The organism is Vibrio sp. A11, from assembly GCF_013048705.1.
Taxonomy (GTDB): domain Bacteria; phylum Pseudomonadota; class Gammaproteobacteria; order Enterobacterales; family Vibrionaceae; genus Vibrio; species Vibrio metschnikovii.
Map to the genome: position 1 here is coordinate 1 of NZ_VHSI01000024.1, position 19991 is coordinate 19991.

Annotated in this window: 19 protein-coding genes and 2 pseudogenes; 1 reads left to right on the plus strand and 20 read right to left on the minus strand. The window is 38.8% G+C overall.

Annotation, left to right across the window (positions count from 1 at the left end):
* From FKQ60_RS16120 to FKQ60_RS16155, 5 genes and pseudogenes are all read right to left on the minus strand, one after another.
* Nucleotides 1–211 (minus strand): annotated as a pseudogene (locus tag FKQ60_RS16120) (IS66 family insertion sequence element accessory protein TnpB); the annotation flags it as partial.
* A gap of 279 nt (nt 212–490) precedes the next feature.
* Nucleotides 491–1108, minus strand: coding sequence for an outer membrane beta-barrel protein (locus tag FKQ60_RS16125; RefSeq protein WP_170906761.1), 618 nt, complete (start codon nt 1106–1108; stop codon nt 491–493).
* A gap of 637 nt (nt 1109–1745) precedes the next feature.
* Nucleotides 1746–2180, minus strand: a complete 435-nt coding sequence (locus FKQ60_RS16130) for a GNAT family N-acetyltransferase (RefSeq protein ID WP_170906762.1) — start codon at nt 2178–2180, stop codon at nt 1746–1748.
* A gap of 138 nt (nt 2181–2318) precedes the next feature.
* Entirely contained in the window at nt 2319–2831 is a 513-nt protein-coding gene (locus FKQ60_RS16140; RefSeq protein ID WP_249374213.1) for a GNAT family N-acetyltransferase, read from the minus strand.
* Nucleotides 2832–5322: 2491 nt separating this feature from the next.
* Entirely contained in the window at nt 5323–5922 is a 600-nt protein-coding gene (locus FKQ60_RS16155) for a pentapeptide repeat-containing protein (RefSeq protein ID WP_004397245.1), read from the minus strand.
* Between the two features lie 221 nt (nt 5923–6143).
* On the opposite strand from FKQ60_RS16155, the gene FKQ60_RS16160 reads away from it, so the two are divergent.
* Nucleotides 6144–6374, plus strand: a complete 231-nt coding sequence (locus FKQ60_RS16160) for a PAS factor family protein (protein WP_170906763.1) — start codon at nt 6144–6146, stop codon at nt 6372–6374.
* Nucleotides 6375–6553: 179 nt separating this feature from the next.
* Here FKQ60_RS16160 and def read toward each other — a convergent pair whose 3' ends face one another.
* From def to FKQ60_RS16260, 15 genes and pseudogenes are all read right to left on the minus strand, one after another.
* Nucleotides 6554–7069, minus strand: coding sequence for a peptide deformylase (gene def / locus FKQ60_RS16165; RefSeq protein WP_170906764.1), 516 nt, complete (start codon nt 7067–7069; stop codon nt 6554–6556).
* A 142-nt stretch (nt 7070–7211) separates the two neighbouring features.
* The gene (locus tag FKQ60_RS16170) at nt 7212–7679 is read right to left on the minus strand and encodes a GNAT family N-acetyltransferase (RefSeq protein WP_040905372.1); all 468 of its coding nucleotides are present in this window, start codon (nt 7677–7679) and stop codon (nt 7212–7214) included.
* Nucleotides 7680–8537: 858 nt separating this feature from the next.
* Entirely contained in the window at nt 8538–8957 is a 420-nt protein-coding gene (locus FKQ60_RS16180; RefSeq protein ID WP_004393806.1) for a GNAT family N-acetyltransferase, read from the minus strand.
* Between the two features lie 158 nt (nt 8958–9115).
* Nucleotides 9116–9517 (minus strand): DUF2007 domain-containing protein, encoded by a 402-nt coding sequence (locus FKQ60_RS16185; RefSeq protein WP_154171037.1) that lies wholly within the window; start codon nt 9515–9517, stop codon nt 9116–9118.
* A 115-nt stretch (nt 9518–9632) separates the two neighbouring features.
* Nucleotides 9633–10286 (minus strand): hypothetical protein, encoded by a 654-nt coding sequence (locus FKQ60_RS16190; RefSeq protein ID WP_249374301.1) that lies wholly within the window; start codon nt 10284–10286, stop codon nt 9633–9635.
* Entirely contained in the window at nt 10243–10599 is a 357-nt protein-coding gene (locus tag FKQ60_RS16195) for a DUF6404 family protein (RefSeq protein ID WP_039438162.1), read from the minus strand. The genes FKQ60_RS16190 and FKQ60_RS16195 overlap by 44 nt, the downstream gene beginning before the upstream one ends.
* Before the next feature lie 920 nt (nt 10600–11519).
* Nucleotides 11520–11906, minus strand: a complete 387-nt coding sequence (locus FKQ60_RS16200) for a VOC family protein (RefSeq protein ID WP_332399386.1) — start codon at nt 11904–11906, stop codon at nt 11520–11522.
* Nucleotides 11907–12597: 691 nt separating this feature from the next.
* Nucleotides 12598–12960, minus strand: coding sequence for a hypothetical protein (locus FKQ60_RS17760; RefSeq protein ID WP_170906765.1), 363 nt, complete (start codon nt 12958–12960; stop codon nt 12598–12600).
* A 499-nt stretch (nt 12961–13459) separates the two neighbouring features.
* Nucleotides 13460–13879 (minus strand): GNAT family N-acetyltransferase, encoded by a 420-nt coding sequence (locus tag FKQ60_RS16215; RefSeq protein ID WP_094146650.1) that lies wholly within the window; start codon nt 13877–13879, stop codon nt 13460–13462.
* Between the two features lie 158 nt (nt 13880–14037).
* Nucleotides 14038–14634 carry a glutathione S-transferase family protein gene (locus FKQ60_RS16225; protein ID WP_170906766.1) on the minus strand — a complete coding sequence of 199 codons (597 nt, stop codon included), beginning with the start codon at nt 14632–14634 and terminating at the stop codon, nt 14038–14040.
* Between the two features lie 148 nt (nt 14635–14782).
* Nucleotides 14783–15328 carry a GNAT family protein gene (locus FKQ60_RS16230; RefSeq protein WP_047691162.1) on the minus strand — a complete coding sequence of 182 codons (546 nt, stop codon included), beginning with the start codon at nt 15326–15328 and terminating at the stop codon, nt 14783–14785.
* 1288 nt (nt 15329–16616) lie between these two features.
* Entirely contained in the window at nt 16617–17039 is a 423-nt protein-coding gene (locus FKQ60_RS16235) for a hypothetical protein (RefSeq protein ID WP_170906767.1), read from the minus strand.
* Nucleotides 17040–18406: 1367 nt separating this feature from the next.
* On the minus strand, nt 18407–18688 hold the full coding sequence (locus FKQ60_RS16245; protein ID WP_170906768.1) for a hypothetical protein: 282 nt from the start codon (nt 18686–18688) through the stop codon (nt 18407–18409).
* 153 nt (nt 18689–18841) lie between these two features.
* The gene (locus FKQ60_RS16255; protein ID WP_001249002.1) at nt 18842–19312 is read right to left on the minus strand and encodes a hypothetical protein; all 471 of its coding nucleotides are present in this window, start codon (nt 19310–19312) and stop codon (nt 18842–18844) included.
* 197 nt (nt 19313–19509) lie between these two features.
* Nucleotides 19510–19685: pseudogene (locus tag FKQ60_RS16260) on the minus strand (DUF645 family protein).
* Between the last annotated feature and the right edge of the window lie 306 nt (nt 19686–19991).

Consider the following 19991-nt stretch of genomic DNA (forward strand, 5'->3'; position numbering starts at 1 on the left):
AACTCACCTGTTCGGTGATCGTTTGAACCTGTGCGAGGGTAAACTTAGAGGTAACGGATTTAGTCACGGAGTTCACACGGTTGAATTTACGTTTCCAGTAACTGAATTGAGATTGGTCTAGGTCGTGGGTTCGGCAGTATTGTGCTTGAGAAAGTTGGGTAGTTTGCCAAACGTTAACATGATGCTGCCAAGTTTGCTGTAGAAATAACATAAAAGCCTCCATAGGTAATGACTGTTGTCATTATCGGGGCTTGGGTTTAAATGGGAATAATGTCGAGAACTAAGCGCTTACTTTTGAACCACCTGTAACTAATGCTATTTTCAATTTAGGACTCCTTTCCTATTTATGTACTTTGACGGCTAACGCCCGCTTAAGGGGCTGACAACGCGACTACCAAGCTTCCGCATAACACTGAAACCACCGAAATCAACGCACAATAAAAATGCTACGCGTTGGAAGTCCCTCTTGAAGCGTTTGTTATGCGCGCGGTTAAAAGTAGTAACGAATGCCACCGTAACCACTGCTTATTGATACATCAAATGGCTTTATTTCAACACTTGTTGAGCGATAACCAACATGCAAATTAATGTTTTTATTGATAATAAAACCCAGCTCAACTCCCAACTGATAACCTAGCTCTGATTTAGAAATAGATAAACCGTCAGAAGCTACGTTACCTTTTAAGTTAACTGAACCGATACCACCAAGCAGACTTAAATAAGCATCTGCTTGCTCATAATGCACAATAAACTTGGGCTTAATGTTTAAATAAACACCACTTCCTTTAACGCTAAACTCATCTTCTTCTGATACTTTACCAAAATGGCGATACTCAGCTTCAACGCCAATCTTTACCGATTTATCAACATTAAACTCATAACCAACCACAGCGTTATAGCCAAAATCAGCGAAACTACTGGAGTTCTTAATTGATGAATTACTGAAATCTAGTTTAGTGCTGTTAAATAAAGCCCAATCTGCGCCAATATAGGATGTCCCTAAACTTAAGTTCTTCTGAGATTTTTCTGAAGTATCAGCTTGAGCCATAACCACAGAATTGAGTCCTAACACAGCTATGACTGAAACCAATAACTGATTTAATCTCATGTACTTACTCCATTTTATTTTGTATAAAAAACTTCCAACCAACTATAGCGCATAACGCCCAATTAAGTAGCCCGAAACGCGACTACCAACTTCCCGCACAACACCGTAATCACAAAACTCAACGCAAAACGAAAATGCCACGCGTTGAGGGTCTGCTTGAATTGTTTGTTATATTTCAGTTCCCGACAGCTACTGAAACACCAAGCAACCTTTGCAAAATAGAAAACAACATCAATTACTTAACGTAAACTGAACTAATTTTTGGCACAAAAACAAACAGTTAACTTTTAAATTGGCTCAAGCTTGCCCATTGATTCTGATGATAAATCTCAGAGAAACAAACCATTAATGTAAACCAAATCAAAATAGCAGCTAAATGAGCCCAAACGATAATGTTCGTTAGGTATTGATATACTTGATCAAATCAACAGCTATCCATAACAAGAAATCATCAACCAGCAAAACTCCCACATTACCACTTAACTTTTAAATTTATAACACGTTGAATTTAAGAGAAATATAACGCCCGCTTAAGGGGCTGACAACGCTACTACCAAGTTTCCGCATAACACTGAAACCACCGAAATCAACGCATAATAAAAATGCCGCGCGTTGGAAGTCCCTCTTGAAGCGTTTGTTATGTGTTTGAACTTAAAGGGATCTCCATTTCAATCAACCCTTTGACTTCAGATGTTCTAACAAAGCCTTTGGACTCATACAGGCTGATTGCTGGGTTTTCACTAAACACGCGCAAAACTAGCTTAGTGGATTGTCTTTTAAGTGCATGTCTAACAACTAATTCGAGACACTTTGCCCCAATTCCTCTGCCCTGAAACTCAGGCAAAATTTGAAAGTCCCTCAAGAAGGTAGTATCGCCACTATAGCTAAAACGGAGAACACCAACACGAGCTTGGTCTAGATGGACTTCGTAATTATCTAATTCTTCCCAACTACTTAGAAACTGATTGTGATCCCAGATTATTCCACGAGTTTGATAGTAACTTGCCATATTTGACTCGGTTAAAGATTCTGCGAATAAGGAGTCACTACCTACTTTTAGCTGTACTTCCATGCATTTTCCTCTGGTTACACATAACGCCGCATTAAGGGGCAGCCAACGCTACTACCAACTTTCCGCATAACATCGTAATCGCAAAAACCAACGCATAATAAAAATGCCACGCGTTGGCTGTCCCTCTTAAATGCTTTGTTAGGCAGATAACTCCTTAGCCAACTCGATATCATTTAGAACAACGTCATTTTCACGTTCTTCATTGATCTCACCTGTGGCTATAAAACCTTGCTTTATATAGAAATTTAATGCGTATTCATTACTATCAAGTGCCCACAACGAAACTTTTCTGGCTTTCAGTTTTCGAAGCATACTCTCGCATTCATCGTATAAATATTGACCAACGCCTGTACCAATTTTACCTGGGTCGATATAAATAGAACTCAGCTCATAAACATCAGTGCCTTTCAAGGTTTTCGGTTGTCCAAAGCACAAAAAGCCACCCACTTTTCCGTCACAATCCGCAACGAGCACTTCCGCTAGTTCACGCTGAATGATGTTTAACCATAATTTCTGACGCTTTTCAAAGGTGTAACTGTCGATATAACTTTGAGGCATCAACCCACTGTAGGCATAAGCCCATGAATTGACATGTATACATGCAATTTTATCAACATCACTTAGTAATGCCTTTCTAACTCTAAACTTCATGATTTCCCTATATGCCTAACGCCCGCTTAAGGGGCTGACAACGCTACTACCAACTTTCCGCATAACACCGTAACCACCAAAATTAACGCATAATAAAAATGCCACGCGTTGGAAGTCCCTCTTGAAGCGTTTGTTATGCTTTATTACTCATTGATTACATTGGATTTTTACAAATTCATTTGTTCGCAGCAGTTTAACTCAAAATGACAAACCAACCTACTTTCAGCAATCATTGTTGTCGATAAGATCCCAAACAAGTTGAAGCGAAATAGCCTGCGGAATCAATGAGCAAACCACACCAAAGAAAGAGACCTTTCAGCAAAAATCGAACCTTTTGCGTACACAATTTATCAGGGCAGAGTTGGCCAAATAAACTCAAGCATCGTTCAACTTTCAATCGCCACCAAAAAGAACAATAAACTCATAATATCAATAAATTAGAATACAAAAACGTCTAAATCAGACTAAGTTTTCCCATTAAAATTTATATATTGATTTTGCTGAGGCTCAATAAAGCATAACGCCCACTTAAGGGGCTGACAACGCGACTACCAACTTTCTGCATAACACTGAAACCACCGAAATCAACGCATAATGAAAATGCTGCGCGTTGGAAGTCCCTCTTGAAGTGTTTGTTATGCTTTATTACTTATTGATTAAATTTAACTTTTTCAATATTCATTGCTTACGAACACTTTAACTCAGAATGATAAACTTACCTACTTCCAGCAATCATTATTGCCAATAAGATCCCAAACAAGTTGAAGCGAATTAGCCTACAGAATCAAGGAACAAATAACGTCAAAGGAAAAAACCTTTCAGCAAAAATCGAACCTTTTGCGTACACAATTTATCAGAGCAGAGCCAGACAAAAGCGCACAAACATCGATAAACTTGCGCTAACCAAACACTGTCAGCAAGCTAGATGCCAATGAGATCCCAAACATGCTGAAGCGAAATAGCCTGTGGAATCAATGAACCAGTAACACCAAAGAAAGAGACTTTTCAGCGATAATCGAACCTTTTGCATACACAATTTATCAGAGCAAAAGCCGACAAAAACACAAAAGCATCGTTCAACTTTCAATCGCCACCAAAAAGAATAATAAACTCATAATATCAATTAATTAGAATAGAAAACCTCTAAATCAGACTGAGTTTCCCCATTAAAATTTATATATTGATTTTGCTGAGGTTCAATAAAGCATAACGCCCAATTAAGTAGCCCGAAACGCAACTACCAACTTCCCGCACAACGCCGTAATCACTAAACTCAACGCATAATAAAAATGCCACGCGTTGAGGGTCTGCTTGAATTGTTTGTTATATTTCAGTTCCATACAGCTACTGAAACACCAAACAACCTTTAAAAATAGCAAACAACATCAGTCACTTAACGTAAGTTGAACTAATTTTTGGCACAAAAACAAACAGTTAATTTTTAAATTGACTCAAGCTTGCCCATTGATTCTGATGATAAATCTCAGAGAAACAAACCATTAATGTAAACCAAATCAAAATAGCAGCTAAATGAGCCCAAACGATAATGTTCGATAGGTATTGATATACTTGATCAAATCAACAGCTATCCATCACAATAAATCATCAACCAGCAAAGATCCCACATTACCACTTAACTTTTAAATTTGTAACAGGTTGAATTCAAGAGAAATATAACGCCCACTTAAGGGGCTGACAACGCGACTACCAACTTTCCGCACAACACTGAAACCACCGAAATCAACGCATAATGAAAATGCTGTGCGTTGGAAGTCCCTCTTGAAGTGTTTGTTATGTTTTATTACTTATTGATTAAATTGAACTTTTCCAACATTTATTGGTTCAAGAAACTTTAACTCAAAATGATAAACTTGCCTACTTTCAGCAATCATTGTTGTCGATAAGATCCCAAACAAGTTAAAGCGAATTAGCCTACGGAATCAAGGGGTCAATAACACCAAAGGAAGAGACCTTTTAGCGACAATTGAATCTTTTACGAACAAAATTTATCAGGGCGGAGCCGGAAAAAAGCACAAAATCATCGATAAACTTGCGCTAACAAAACACTGTCAGCAAACGATGTGTCCATGAGATCCCAAACATGCTGAGGCGAAATAGCCTGTGGAATCAATGAGCAAACAACACCAAAGAAAAAGACCTTTCAGTGACAGTTTAATTTTTTGCGTACACAATTTATCAGAGCAGAGTTGGCCGAAAAAAACAGAAGCCTCGTTCAACTTTCAATCGCCACCAAAAAGAACAATAAACTCATAATATCAACAAATTAGAACAGATAGCCTCTTAAATCAGACCAGATTTTTCCATTAAAACTTGTGAATTGATCTTGCTGAGGCTCAATAAAACATAACGCCGCGTTAAGGGGTGAGCAACGCAACTACCAACTCACCGCATTACACTAAAAACCAATAAAATCAACGCATAACGAAAATGCTACGCGTTGCGAATCCCTCTTTAACGCTTTGTTAGGCTATTAATCCACTAGTTCAATACCCAGACTTTCTAGTAAGCTTAACGCTTCATATCGTGAAAACTTTGCCTTTTTAACGTTATTTTCTAATACGTCAATTGAGTATGCTGTTGATTCACTGAAATCAACACCTTGCAAATTTGTTCTCATAAATAAACTGTGGCTAAAATCGCTATAAGTCATTGTTGAACGAGCAAAGTTACCTTCACGGAAATCAACATCATGCAGCTTGCACTCATCAAAAACCAATTCATTTAAGGTCAAGCCAAAGAAAGACGAGTCGTTTAAAATACAACGCTTAAAACTTAGCTCAAAGTCTGAATGATAAACTGGCCATGTCGCTTTCGTCCAATCAACACCAACTAACTTACTGTCTTGAAATTTAAGCTCAAATAACTTTGAGTTAGCAAAATCGACCAAGCTCAAATTACAGCGTTCAAATGTGCAGTTTGTGAACTTACATCTATGAAATTTAACCGATGAGAAATCGCAATCAGAGAATTGGCAATCTTCAAATTCAACGTCGGTATATTGCTGCTCAGGGGTAGCAATTTTCTCAAATGAAACGTCGAAATATTGCTCATTATTTTTTAAATCGGTCATAGTATCCTCTGAATAGCCTAACGCCGCGTTAAGGGGTGAGCAACGCAACACTGAAGCTTAACGCATAACACTGAAACTACAAAAGCCTACCGCACAATACAAATGCTGCGCGTTGCGAATCCCTCTTTAACGCTTTGTTATGTGATTATTGCTTCAGAATTACAATCTATTACCGATTACAATCATATGCGCCCTGTTAACTATTATAAAATGGATAGCTCATGAAAGCGCTTATTTATGAAACTCTTATTAACCTTGCTAGCAAAGATCCTGAACAACATGCCCAAATCCGACAAAATCTTTATGATCAGTTAGGCTTACCTTTCGAAAAACAACTTACTTTGTATTCTCAGGCTCTTGGGCCTGCTGGTTCAGGTAAACTTGAAAATGAGCAAGCAATGTCTAATGCCGTAGAAAACGTGATCCAATTGCTTGAAACTCCTGAACACTAAACCTTTTCAGTTAATATTCGGCCCATTCGATTAGGGCCGTTTTCAATTTACGCCCAATCACATAACGCGCGGTTAAGGGGTGAGCAACGCAACTACTAACTTACCGCACAACACCGTAACCACTGAAATCAACGCAAAACAAAAATGCCGAGCGTTGCGAATCCCTCTTTAACCGTTTGTTATGTGCGTAGTTGAGAGTGCGATTTGACGTACTTTTTCACCTTTTTCATCGCCATTTGACGCTTTAACGGCGAAAGATAATCAATGAATAAATTACCAGAAAGATGGTCAATTTCATGCTGCATAACGATACCCAGAAAATCATCACTTTCGATCGTGATTCGCTGACCTGTTCGATCTAACGCCGATACCACAACTGATGTATAACGTTCCACCTCAGCATAATAATCTGGAACTGAAAGACACCCCTCTTGACCTAAAGCTTTGTTGCTACCACTCACTACTTCAGGATTAATCAATATCAATGGCTGATCTCGATTATCTGAAAGATCAATAATAACAACCGCTTCTTTACGACCCACTTGAACTGAAGCTAGACCTATACCATTATCAGTTGAATATAGGGTTTCCAACATATCATCGATTAATTTCTGAACCGATTCAATATCCTGCACTTTCTCTGCTGTAATCTTAAGCCTTGGATCTGGTGCTGTAAGAATTTCTAAAACTGCCATATTCACCTTTATATTTTAAGCACATAACGCCCGGTTAAGGGGCAGCCAACGCCATTACCAAGCTTCCGCATAACACCGTAACCACAAAAAACCAACGCATAATAAAAATGCCGCGCGTTGGCTGTCCCTCTTGAACCGTTTGTTAGCTTACAGTTTTCCACAGAGTCTTTGATTGCTCTGCAAAACCAAGTTTTGTATAAAATTTTTGTGCATGACCATTGAATGCCATGACCTCAAGCTTTATTTGCTCTGCACCTTGAGATTTAGCCCAATCGCTACATTTAGCCATTAGTTGTGTCCCAATACCGGAAACTCGGACACTTTCATCGACTACAATCGTGCCAACACGACAAATCGGTATTTTAACTAGAAATGGAACTACTTCATTTTTACTAATAGTGGCAGTAATAAACCCAACTACAGCACCGGAAACTTCCGCTACAAGAAATAGCCTTGATTGATCATTTAAGGCACTAAGAAGAAACTCTTTTTCTTCGAAAGACGGTTCAACAAATGCTTCCGGAGCATTTTCAAAATGCATTATTCCTATTTGATAATTTAGACGCAAAAGTGAGTCTATATCTGATGCTTGAGCTTCTCTAATTTCCATTTTCGTTCTCTGAATATGATATGTAAGCTAACGCCCGCTTAAGGGGCTGACAACGCTACTACCAAGTTTCCGCATAACACTGAAACCACCGAAATCAATGCACAATGAAAATGCCGCGCGTTGGAAGTCCCTCTTGAAGCGTTTGTTATGCTTTATTACTTATTGATTAAATTGAACTTTTTCAACATTTATTGGGTCAAGCCACTTTAACTCAAAATGATAAACTTGCCTACTTTCAGCAATCATTGGTGCAAATAAGATCCCAAATAAGTTGAAGCGAATTAGCCTGCGGAATCAATGGGCAAACAACACCAAAGGAAGAGACCGTTCAGCGACAAATGAACCTTTTGTGTGCACAATTTATCAGAGCAGAGCCGGAAAAAAGCGTAAAATCATCGATAGACTTGAACTAACCAAACACTGTCAGCAAGTAAGATGTTCATGAGATCCCAAACATGCTGAAGCGAAATAGCCTACGGAATCAATGAGCAAACAGCACCAAAGAAAGAGACCTTTCAGCAACAATCGAACCTTTTGCATACACAATTTATCAGAGCAAAAGCCGACAAAAACACACAAGCATCGTTCAACTTTCAATCGCCACAAAAAAGAACAATAAACTCATAATATCAATAATTTAGAATAGGAAAACTTCTAAATCAGACTGAGTTTTCCCATTAAAATTTATATATTGATTTTGCTGAGGCTCAATAAAGCATAACGCCGCGTTAAGGGGCAGCCAACGCAACTGCCAAGCTTACGCATAACACCGTAACCACAAAAACCAACGCATAATAAAAATGCCACGCGTTGGCTGTCCCTCTTGAACGCTTTGTTATAAGCAAATAACACATTGATTTAATTGATTTTCAACTGTTCTACGCCATATAGAACCCATGCACTATTAAGAGCTTCAAAACCAATTTTCGGATAATAACCTTGTGCTTTCGGTGCTGACAGTAAAACCAATTTACAGCTTGGGCTCAGCTCTTCTTTGGTCACTAAGATCAGATATTTACCTATACCATTGGATTGAACACTTTCATCAACAGCTAAATCAGACAGATAGCAGCAATAATGGAAATCTGTCACTGAACGAGCCACACCGACAAGTTGATCGTTCAGCCATGCGGTCACAATTAAATTAGAGTTATCGAGCATACCCTGAATAGTTGACTCATTATCCAAAGGACGCCGCTCACCCAATGATGTTTTCTTCAGTAAACTCACGAATTGTTCAACTGAGATTGGATGGTTTACTTTGTACTCGATTTCCATTTTTCATCCTCTGGAGCTGAATTTGCTTATAACGCCCGGTTAAGGGGTGAGCAACGTAACTACCAACTCACCGCACAACACCTTAACCACAAAAATAAACGCATTACAAAAATGCCGCGCGTTGCGAATCCCTCTTTAACCGTTTGTTATACCACGGATTATAATTTTTCACTGAACTCGCCACACTGATTGCATTTATAACCATGTTTATAAAAAAACAACGGAAAACCGAGCAAAATAAAAACTAAGAAAGCAGGCTTTTTGCCTTTTGTATGGACGGAAAGATCTCCACTTCCACAATTCGGACAAACGTCTTTTAACTTGTCAGGAATGGCTTCATTTTCCACAGACTCTGAAAAGTCGCTATTCAAAATTTCTAATGCTTCTTTTGCGTCATCTTCAGCGACTAATAGACGAACACCACCGATAGCATTTGAGTAAAGCCACTGAGTATTCACTGTATGTTCATCAGCGATAAAGCTTGTTATCCCTGCACTTTCCAAGCTCGCTTTCGCTATATGAGCTTCGTGAGGAAATGAAAAACGTGCTATTACAATCACATGTTACCTCTATAGGTGGTATAACGCCGCATTAAGGTGTGAGCGGCGCTTGGCTATACTTGAGCGAAGCGAAACTGCCAAGCGTTGCGAATCACTCTTAAATGCTTTGTTAGCTTTAAGCTGATAGCCCCACCAAAATTAACACATAACTATTATGAAAGGCGTGAGTTAAGAAAGCGACTTTTGCACCCTCAGATGTAGATACCTTTTGCCACACCTGAAAACCGAGACAAAAAACAACAAAAGGGGCAAACGTGAACAAGCCCCACAATGGATGGCTTAAAGAGTGCAAAACTGAAATAGACAAGGCAACCAAGCAAGCGACCAATAGTATATTTTGCATGAACTTCTGAGCTAACCATATGAGTAGGACTATTAGTATCGTTTCTACAAATGGAGCGAATAGAATCAAACCGAGCGCATCAAAAAGGGAAAACGATAAGTTCTCATTAGGCGCATCTTCAGGCAAGCCAACTAAAAAATGATACAAACACGCTAAAAAAAAGGCAATACAGGCACTTAATATCGATGCTTTAAAGCTATATGACATTTTTGAATCATTAATTTTGAATAGGAACATACGTACTCTTTTTAAAGCTAACGCCGCGTTAAGCGGTGAGCAACGCCCCACTTCACTTAATAAAGCCACCTTAATCACTGGACTAGAATTTGCAACCAAAACCGCCGAGCGTTGTGAATCCGCCTTAAACGCTTTGTTATGGCGCTTACTCGTAGTTTTGCTTACACCATTTTTCCCAACTTTTTTCACCCAAAACTTTCCGAGCTTTGACGATTCTGAATACATTGATAAGTCCCATCAGGATACCGAACATAGCAGACGAAATAACGTAAGTTTTCCAACGCTCAGGCTCTGTATGCCAAATCATTATCCACATCAAAGAACCCCAAACTAGCCCCATTAATAACCCGTGTGTTAAGAGCACTTTCATAGGAGATTGGAATACCAAAGGCTTTTTAGATGCGTCTTTGTATTTTGACCAAATAAACGCCGTTGGCCTAGTTAAGTCTGCAGGAACTCCCTTTGCAATTAGGTGCTGTTGAATGAATTTCGCCTTGTCCATTTTAGTCTCACTCTTTGTACGTCATCCAAATTCTAAGGCTATGCGGCAATTTATAGAGAATGGTTATCAAAGTGTTGCGACTGACTTCAAAGCCTAGCTGGCGCCATAACGCCCGCTTAAGGGGCTGACAACGCTACTACCAAGTTTCCGCACAACACTGAAACCACCGAAATCAACGCATAATAAAAATGCCGCGCGTTGGAAGTCCCTCTTGAAGCGTTTGTTATGCTTTATTACTTATTGATTAAATTGAACTTTTTCAACATTTATTGGTGCAAGCCACTTTAACTCAAAATGATAAACTTGCCTACTTTCAGCAATCATTGTTGCCGATAAGATCCCAAACAAGTTGAAGCGAATTAGCCTGTGAAATCAAGGGGCCAACAACACCAAAGGAAGAGACCGTTCAGCGATAATTGAACCTTTTACGAGCTCAATCTATCAGAGCAGAGCCGGAAAAAAGCGTAAAATCATCGATAAACTTGAACTAACCAAACACTGTCAGTAAACAAGATGTTCATGAGTTCCCAAACACGCTGAAGCGAAATAGCTCGTGGAATCAATGAGCCAGCAACACCAAAGAAAGAGACCTTTCAGCAAAAATAGAACCTTTTGCGTACACAATTTATCAGGGCAAAGTTGGCAAAAAAAACAGAAGCCTCGTTCAACTTTCAATAGCCACGAAAAAGAACAATAAACTCATAATATCAATAAATTAGAATAGGAAAACCTCTAAATCAGACTGAGTTTTCCCATTAAAATTTATATATTGATTTTGCTGAGGCTCAATAAAGCATAACGCCGCGTTAAGGGGTGAGCAACGCAACGATTAACTTACCGCATTGCACTAAAAACTAATAAAATCAACGCATAATGAAAATGCCACGCGTTGCGAATCCCTCTTGAACGCCTTGTTATGTTTATTTTTCGTACAACTCTAAGGGTAAACCATCTGGATCTTTAAAAAAGGTGAATCGTTTACCTGTAAATTCATCAACTCGAATTGGCTCAACATCAATTCCATGTGATTGTAACTCGTTAGCTGTCAATTCCACTGAGTTAACAACAAACGCTAAATGCCTTAAACCTTGAGATTCTGGATTACTTAATCTAGGCGGTGGCTCTGGAAAAGAAAACAGCTCAATTTGTCCACCATTTGGTAACGCTAAATCTAATTTATATGAATCTCGGCTTTCTCGATAATTTTCGGCAAGGATCTTAAGACCTAATATTTCCGTGTAAAATGACTTAGATCGTTGATAATCAGAGCAAATAATCGCTACATGATGGATACTTTCTAAATTCACAACATTCTCCGATTTGAACTTTAACCGAGTAAACATAACGCCCGCTTAAGGGGCTGACAACGCTACTACCAAGTTTCCGCATAATACTGAAACCACCGAAATCAACGCATAATAAAAATGCTACGCGTTGGAAGTCCCTCTTGAAGCGTTTGTTATGCTTTATTACCTATTGATTAAATTGAACTTTTTCAAAATTTATTGATTCAGGCCACTTTAACTCAAAATGATAAACTTGCCTACTTTCAGTAAACATTGTTGCCGATAAGATCCCAAATGAGTTGAAGCGAATTAGCCTGCGGAATCAAGGGGTCAACAACACCAAAGGAAGAGACCTTTCAGCGATAATTGAACCTTTTACGAGCACAATCTATCAGAGCTGAGCCGGAAAAAAGCGCAAAATCATCGATAAACTTGAACTAACCAAACACTGTCAGCAAGTAAGGTATTCATTAGATCTCAAACATGCTGAAGCGAAATAGCCTGCGGAATCAATGAGCCAGCAACACCAAAGAAAGAGACTTTTCAGCAACAATTGAACCTTTTGCGCACACAATTTATCAGAGCAGAGTTGGCCAAAAAAGCATGAGCATCGTTCAACTTTCAATAACCACCAAAAAGAACAATAAACTCATAATATCAATAAATTAGAATAGGAAAACCTCTAAATCAGACTGAGTTTTCCCATTAAAATTTATATATTGATTTTGCTGAGGCTCAATAAAGCATAACGCCCGCTTAAGGGGCTGACAACGCTACTACCAAGTTTCCGCATAACACTGAAACCACCAAAATCAACGCACAATAAAAATGCCGCGCGTTGGAAGTCCCTCTTGAAGCGTTTGTTATGCTTTATTACCCATTGATTAAATTGAACTTTTTCAACATTTATTGGTTCAAGCCACTTTAACTCAAAATGATAAACTTGCCTACTTTCAGCAAACATTGTTGCCGATAAGATCCCAAATAAGTTGAAGCGAATTAGCCTGCGGAACCAAGGGGGCAACAACACCAAAGGAAGAGACCTTTCAGCGATAATTGAACCTTTTACGAACACAATCTATCAGAGCTGAGCCGGAAAAAAGCGCACAAACATCGATAAACTTGAACTAACCAAACACTGTCAGCAAGCAAGATGTTTATGAGATCCCAAATATGCTGAGGCGAAATAGCCAGTGGGATCAATGAGCCAGCAACACCAAAGAAAGAGACCTTTCAGCAAAAATCGAACCTTTTGCGTACACAATTTATCAGAGCAGAGTTGGCTAAAAATGCACGAGCATCGTTCAACTTTCAATCGCCACAAAAAAGAACAATAAACTAATAATATCAATAAATTAGAATAGGAAAACTTCTAAATCAGACTGAGTTTTCCCATTAAAATTTATATTGATTTTGCTGATGTTCAATAAAGCATAACGCCGCGTTAAGGGGCAGCCAACGCAACTGCCAAGCTTCCGCATAACACCGTAACCACAAAAACCAACGCATAATAAAAATGCCACGCGTTGGCTGTCCCTCTTGAACGCTTTGTTATAAGCAAATAACACATTGATTTAATTGATTTTCAATTGTTCTGCGCTATATAGAACCCATGCACTATTAAGAGCTTCAAAACCAATTTTCGGATAATAACCTTGTGCTTTCGGTGCTGACAGTAAAACCAATTTACAGCTTGGGCTCAGCTCTTCTTTGGTCACTAAGATTAGATATTTACCTATACCATTGGATTGAACACTTTCATCAACAGCTAAATCAGACAGATAGCAGCAATAATGGAAATCTGTCACTGAACGAGCAACACCGACAAGTTGATCGTTCAGCCATGCGGTCACAATTAAATTAGAGTTATCGAGCATACCCTGAATAGTTGACTCATTATCCAAAGGACGCCGCTCACCCAATGATGTTTTCTTCAGTAAACTCACGAATTGTTCAACTGAGATTGGATGGTTTACTTTGTACTCGATTTCCATTTTTCATCCTCTGGAGCTGAATTTGCTTATAACGCCCGCTTAAGGGGCAGCCAACGCTACTACCAAGCTTCCGCATAACACCGTAATCACAAAAACCAACGCATAGTAAAAATGCCACGCGTTGGCTGTCCCTCTTGAAGCGTTTGTTATGTGTTTGTTTACGCCATACCAACATAACCGGCTTGCTCTTGGAGTCTTTTGCACCACGCTTGAATATTGGGGTAATCGGATAAGTTAAATCCACCTTCATCAGCAACATGCGTATAAGCGTACAGTGCAATATCAGCAATCGTGAGTTGCTTACCGACAAGGTAATCCGTTTGAGCTAAGCGACTTTCCATTATTGATAAGGCTTTATTACCTCCAGGTTGTAAGGCGTGATATTCCTCTAACCTTGACTCTGGCATACCTTGATATTTTTGGATAAAACGGGCCACTGCAATAAATGGCTCATGACTGTATTGTTCAAAGAACAACCATTCGTACACTTTAGCCTTTTCATATTTGTCACTAGGGATCAACGCTGTACCATCTGCAAAATAGCCAAGAATTGCGTTCGACTCTGACAAACAACGGCCATCATCCAAAACAACTGCGGGTATTTTTCCGTTTGGGTTAATGGATAAAAACTCAGCTGTTTTTGTGTCACCTTTTAAAATATTGACGTGATGCCATTCATGTTCAATGCCTAAGAAAGCAAGCAACAGCTTGACTTTGTAACAGTTCCCAGATTGGATATCTCCATAAACCTTCACTACAAATCTCCTTTTGTAAACTCAAAAACACATAACGCCCAATTAAGTAGCCCGAAACGCTACTACCAACTTTCCGTACAACACCGTAATCACCAAATTCAACGCAAAACGAAAATGCCACGCGTTGAGGGTCTGCTTGAATTGTTTGTTATGTTTTGGGCCAATTGGTACGACTTAGACCATAAACTGCATGATCTACAACTCGGCCATTCAAATTTTCTGCGCGACTGATTATGCCCTCAAGCGAGAAACCTAAACGCTCACATACATTACGACTTGGAATATTTTCGCTCGCTGCTGATATCTGAACCTTTTCCATATCAAGTTCAGTAAAAGCCAAGTCGACCAGTTTTAAAACTGACTTACTCACAATACCTTTACCTTGGTATTCTGAGCTTAACCAGTAGCCAATCTCTACTTTTTTAAGTTGACGATTAATACTGTTAAAACTGATATTTCCAACCAACTTATCTTGATAAATCATCCCACAAACTAAGGATTTTCCATCAGCATAATCATGCAATGAACTTTTGATAAAGCTAAGGAAAAACTCTTCATTGCTAGCATGAGGAGGCCAAGCTAACCATTGGCTCAAATATTCTCGCTCTCGACTAACAATTTCAAGATAGATCGGAGCAAACTGGGGATTAACCAAAGCCAGTTTCAGATCGGTATCAACATCCAATGTAAACATGATTTCCTCTTAAAAACATAACGCCCAATTAAGTAGCCCGAAACGCTACTACCAACTTTCCGCAAAACACCGTAATCACCAAACTCAACGCAAAACAAAAGTGCCACGCGTTGAGGGTCTGCTTGAATTGTTTGTTATATTTCAGTTCCAGACAGCTACTGAAACACCAAACAACTTTTGAAAATAGCAAACAACATCAAAAACTTAACGTAATTGAGCTAACTTTTGACACAAAAAAACGTTAATTTTTAAATCAGCTTAAGCTTACTCATTGATTCAGATAATGAATATCAGAACAACATACAACTAATGCAAACCAAATTAAAATAGCTGCCAAATGCGATTAAACGATAATATTCGTTAGTCATTGATATACTTGATCAAACCAACAGCTATCCATCACAAAAAATCATGAGCCAGCAAAGATTCCACATTACCACTTAACTTTTAAATTTGTAACACGTTGAATTTAAGAGAAATATAACGCCCGCTTAAGGGGCTGACAACGCTACTACCAAGTTTCCGCATAACACCGTAACCACCAAAATCAACGCATAATAAAAATGCCGCGCGTTGGAAGTCCCTCTTGAAGCGTTTGTTATGCTTTATTACCTATTGATTACATTGAACTTTTAAAAAATTCATTTGTTCGCAGCACTTTAACTCAAAATGATAAACTTGCCTACTTTCAGCAATCATTGGTGCCGATAAGATCCCAAATAAGTTGAAGCGAAATAGCCTGTGGAATCAATGAACCAGCAACACCAAAGAAAGAGACCTTTCAGCAACAATCGAACCTTTTACGCACACAATTTATCAGAGCAGAGCCGGACAAAAACGCACAAACATCGATAAACTTGCGCTAACCAAACACTGTCAGCAAGTAAGATGTTCATGAGATCCCAAACATGCTGAAGCGAAATAGCCGGTGGAATCAATGAGCAAACAACACCAAAGAAAGAGACCTTTCAGCAAAAACCGAACCTTTTGCGAACACAATTTATCAGGGCAAAGTTACCGAAAAAGCACAAGTATCGTTCAACTTTCAATCGCCACCAAAAAGAACAATAAACTCATAATATCAATAAATTAGAATACAAAAACGTCTAAATCAGACTAAGTTTTCCCATTAAAATTTATATATTGATTTTGCTGAGGCTCAATAAAGCATAACGCCGCGTTAAGGGGTGAGCAACGCAACTACCAACTCACCGTATTGCACTAAAAACTAATAAAATCAACGCATAACGAAAATGCTACGCGTTGCGAATCCCTCTTGAACGCTTTGTTAGCAATATTTCTCAAGGTACACTGGACCAAGAATATCTAAATGTCTGTTCCAAAGTTCAGAGATCAACTTAATAGAAAATAGATGAAACGATTGAACTCCAAGTTGCTCCCTTTTAACGCGACCAAGTAGACCTTCGAAGTCGCTGTCATTGAGCCTAAAGATTGGTGTATGTGCAGCTTTATTTCTAAGATCTCGAAACCAATCGTAAACCTGAAACTGGAACTCATCAATAACTTGTTCTTTCCTAAGCTTTTCCAATCTTTGATTATGATTGTTTAGTTTTACTTCTGGAAGATAGTGATCTGATAGTGTTTTAACGATCATCTCCACAAATGAATGAGAAACGATAACTAATAATCGCGGATTCTCTTTAACAATACCTATTTCATCCACGACTCGTAACATGTAATCAGAGTCCACAAATACCTCCATATTGCTAACGCCCGCTTAAGGGGCTGACAACGCTACTACCAAGTTTCCGCATAACACCGTAATCACCAAAATCAACGCATAATAAAAATGCCACGCGTTGGAAGTCCCTCTTGAAGCGTTTGTTATGTTTTATTACTTATTGATTATATTGAACTTTTACAAAATTCATTTGTTCGAAGCAGTTTAACTCAAAATGATAAACTTGCCTACTTTCAGCAATCATTGGTGCCGATAAGATCCCAAACAAGTTGAAGCAAAATAGCCTGCGGAATCAATGAGCAAACAACACCAAAGAAAGAGACTTTTCAGCAACAGTTGAATCTTTTGCGTACACAATTTATCAGAGCAGAACCAGACAAAAGCGCAAAAGCATCGATAAACTTGCGCTAACCAAACACTGTCAGCAAGTAAGATGTTCATGAGATCCCAAACATGCTGAAGCGAAGTAGCAGGTGGAATCAATGAAGTAGCAGGTGGAATCAATGAACCAGCAACAACAAAGAAAGAGGCTTTTCAGCAACAATCGAACCTTTTGCGTACACAATTTATCAGAGCAAAATCCGACAAAAAAACAAAAGCATCGATCAACTTTCAATAGCCACAAAAAAGAACAATAAACCCATAATATCAATAAATTAGAATAGGAAAACTTCTAAATCAGACGGAATTTTCCCATTAAAATTTTTGAATTGATCTTGCTGAGGCTCAATAAAACATAACGCCCAATTAAGTAGCCCGAAACGCTACTACCAACTTTCAGCACAACGCCGTAATCACTAAACTCAACGCAAAACAAAAATGCCACGCGTTGAGGGTCTGCTTGAATTGTTTGTTATATTTCAGTTCCATACAGCTACTGAAACACCAAACAACCTTTGAAAATAGTAAACAACATCAAATGCTTAACTCAAACTGAGCTAACTTTTGACACAAAAAACCGTTAATTTTTAAATCGACTTAAGCTTACCCATTGATTATGATGATAAATATCTGAGAAATAAGCAATTAATGCAAACCAAATCAACATAGATGCCAAATGCGATTAAATGATAATGTTCGTTACTCATTGATATACTTGATCAAACCAACAGCTATCCATCACAAGAAATCATCAATCAGCAAAGATCCCACATTACAACTTAACTTTTAAATTTGTAACACGTTGAATTTAAGAGAAATATAACGCCCGGTTAAGGGGTGAGCAACGCAACGACCAACTCACCGCACAACACCGTAAATCACAAAAATCAACGCATTACAAAAATGCTGCGCGTTGCGAATCCCTCTTGAACCGTTTGTTATATTTTCGTTCTCAACGCTAATGTGACCGAGAGCTTAAGATCAACGAAAAATCATTAACAAACTGATACTTCTCGACTTTCTAAAACCGTAGCAGCGTCGGCTCGCTCAATAATTTTTAACAATACCGATTGAATTGATTCATCTTCTCGAACATCTTTATCACTCGTAAATCGCTGAATTTGCGGTTCAGCATTTTCTTCAGCAATAAAAGTGATGACTACTTCGGTAGCGAAATCTGTCGTTTTGCCGAAATATTCTAAAGATATTTGCGGATAACCTTTGAAACCTCTTTGTACTCGTTTCAATATGCGTTTTTTCGCTTTATCCACGTTCATCATGAATCCTTTTGATTGCTGAACTTAAAAAAAATATAACGCCGCGTTAAGGGGCAGCCAACGCTACTACCAACTTTCTGCATAACACCGTAACCACCGAAATCAACGCACAGTAAAAATGCCACGCGTTGGCTGTCCCTCTTTAACGCTTTGTTAGGCAAAATTTCTAACGCTCAACTCGTAAGTTGTAAATCTATTACCCAACATCTTTGTTGAAAACACTCTTTGAGACTTTCTACGCAAGAAATCGTACTCTGGACGCGTATGCAGTAAGTGGATATATACCATCTCGTGACCATAGTTTCGAGACCAAGTCATAAGTGACTTAAATACCTGCTTACCAAGCCCCCAACAACTATCATCGAGAACCATAGCAATTTCAAAGCCCAACTCCGACGACTGAATACCACACCAACCAACTAAGTTTTCATCTAACTCTATAGCTCTTACTTTACAACCTTCAATTCGGTCTTCGTTGAGTTTATCCTTAATCCAATACTTCACTGACACAGAATCAAACTCATCGTGAGCAACTAGATGCTTTCGAATACTTAACTTGTTTAATATTGGGAGAAATTTTTCAGGCTCAATTTCATCGAGATGAACATATCTAATTTGTCTCATTAGTCACCCATTTTGCCTAACGCCCGCCTAAGGGGCTGACAACGCATAACAACCAAACCCAAACACAACCACCGAAACCACCGCGGCTCAATGGGACTGGAAACGCCGCGCGTTGACAGTCCCTCTTGAGGCGTTTGTTAGTTTCGTAGCCTATTGTTTTCCAATGACTTATTTAACAAATTTCTTTGAAAGCCATTTTACGCAAATGCATCAAACAAACACACGTCCAACACCAAAAGCTGTGAGGTTGGCAGCCAAAATTTAAAACGATCAAGGTTGAGTTGGCCACGGTTAAGAGTCCGCGACAAAGAAAACCAGATCACTGCAATGATGCAGCCTTTATGAAGCCAAACCTTCCGCGTGGAACATCCAAGAATATTGAAGCTTCGAGGCTTGTTGGTTTTCAGCGACTTTGAACCAGTTGAATTTTCAACACTTTCTACCAAATCAGCATCAGGCAAAACTCAAAAGCTAAATTGTGCAACTTGTACGCTTAAAGCTGATTTTTCAGAACGTTGAACCTGAGCTTTTGATGATTTTTCTAGATAGAAACTAACGCCGCGTTAAGGGGTGAGCAACGCAACTACCAACTCACCGCATTGCACTAAAAACTAATAAAATCAATGCATAACGAAAATTCCGCGCGTTGCGAATCCCTCTTTAACGCCTTGTTAGGTTT

Bases quoted from the DNA above. Each gene is read 5' to 3' on its own strand.
- FKQ60_RS16125 (WP_170906761.1), bottom strand. From the start codon at position 1,108: ATGAGATTAAATCAGTTATTGGTTTCAGTCATAGCTGTGTTAGGACTC.
- FKQ60_RS16130 (WP_170906762.1), bottom strand. From the start codon at position 2,180: ATGGAAGTACAGCTAAAAGTAGGTAGTGACTCCTTATTCGCAGAATCT.
- FKQ60_RS16140 (WP_249374213.1), bottom strand. From the start codon at position 2,831: ATGAAGTTTAGAGTTAGAAAGGCATTACTAAGTGATGTTGATAAAATT.
- FKQ60_RS16155 (WP_004397245.1), bottom strand. From the start codon at position 5,922: ATGACCGATTTAAAAAATAATGAGCAATATTTCGACGTTTCATTTGAG.
- FKQ60_RS16160 (WP_170906763.1), top strand. From the start codon at position 6,144: ATGAAAGCGCTTATTTATGAAACTCTTATTAACCTTGCTAGCAAAGAT.
- def (WP_170906764.1), bottom strand. From the start codon at position 7,069: ATGGCAGTTTTAGAAATTCTTACAGCACCAGATCCAAGGCTTAAGATT.
- FKQ60_RS16170 (WP_040905372.1), bottom strand. From the start codon at position 7,679: ATGGAAATTAGAGAAGCTCAAGCATCAGATATAGACTCACTTTTGCGT.
- FKQ60_RS16180 (WP_004393806.1), bottom strand. From the start codon at position 8,957: ATGGAAATCGAGTACAAAGTAAACCATCCAATCTCAGTTGAACAATTC.
- FKQ60_RS16195 (WP_039438162.1), bottom strand. From the start codon at position 10,599: ATGGACAAGGCGAAATTCATTCAACAGCACCTAATTGCAAAGGGAGTT.
- FKQ60_RS16215 (WP_094146650.1), bottom strand. From the start codon at position 13,879: ATGGAAATCGAGTACAAAGTAAACCATCCAATCTCAGTTGAACAATTC.
- FKQ60_RS16230 (WP_047691162.1), bottom strand. From the start codon at position 15,328: ATGTTTACATTGGATGTTGATACCGATCTGAAACTGGCTTTGGTTAAT.
- FKQ60_RS16245 (WP_170906768.1), bottom strand. From the start codon at position 18,688: ATGAACGTGGATAAAGCGAAAAAACGCATATTGAAACGAGTACAAAGA.
- FKQ60_RS16255 (WP_001249002.1), bottom strand. From the start codon at position 19,312: ATGAGACAAATTAGATATGTTCATCTCGATGAAATTGAGCCTGAAAAA.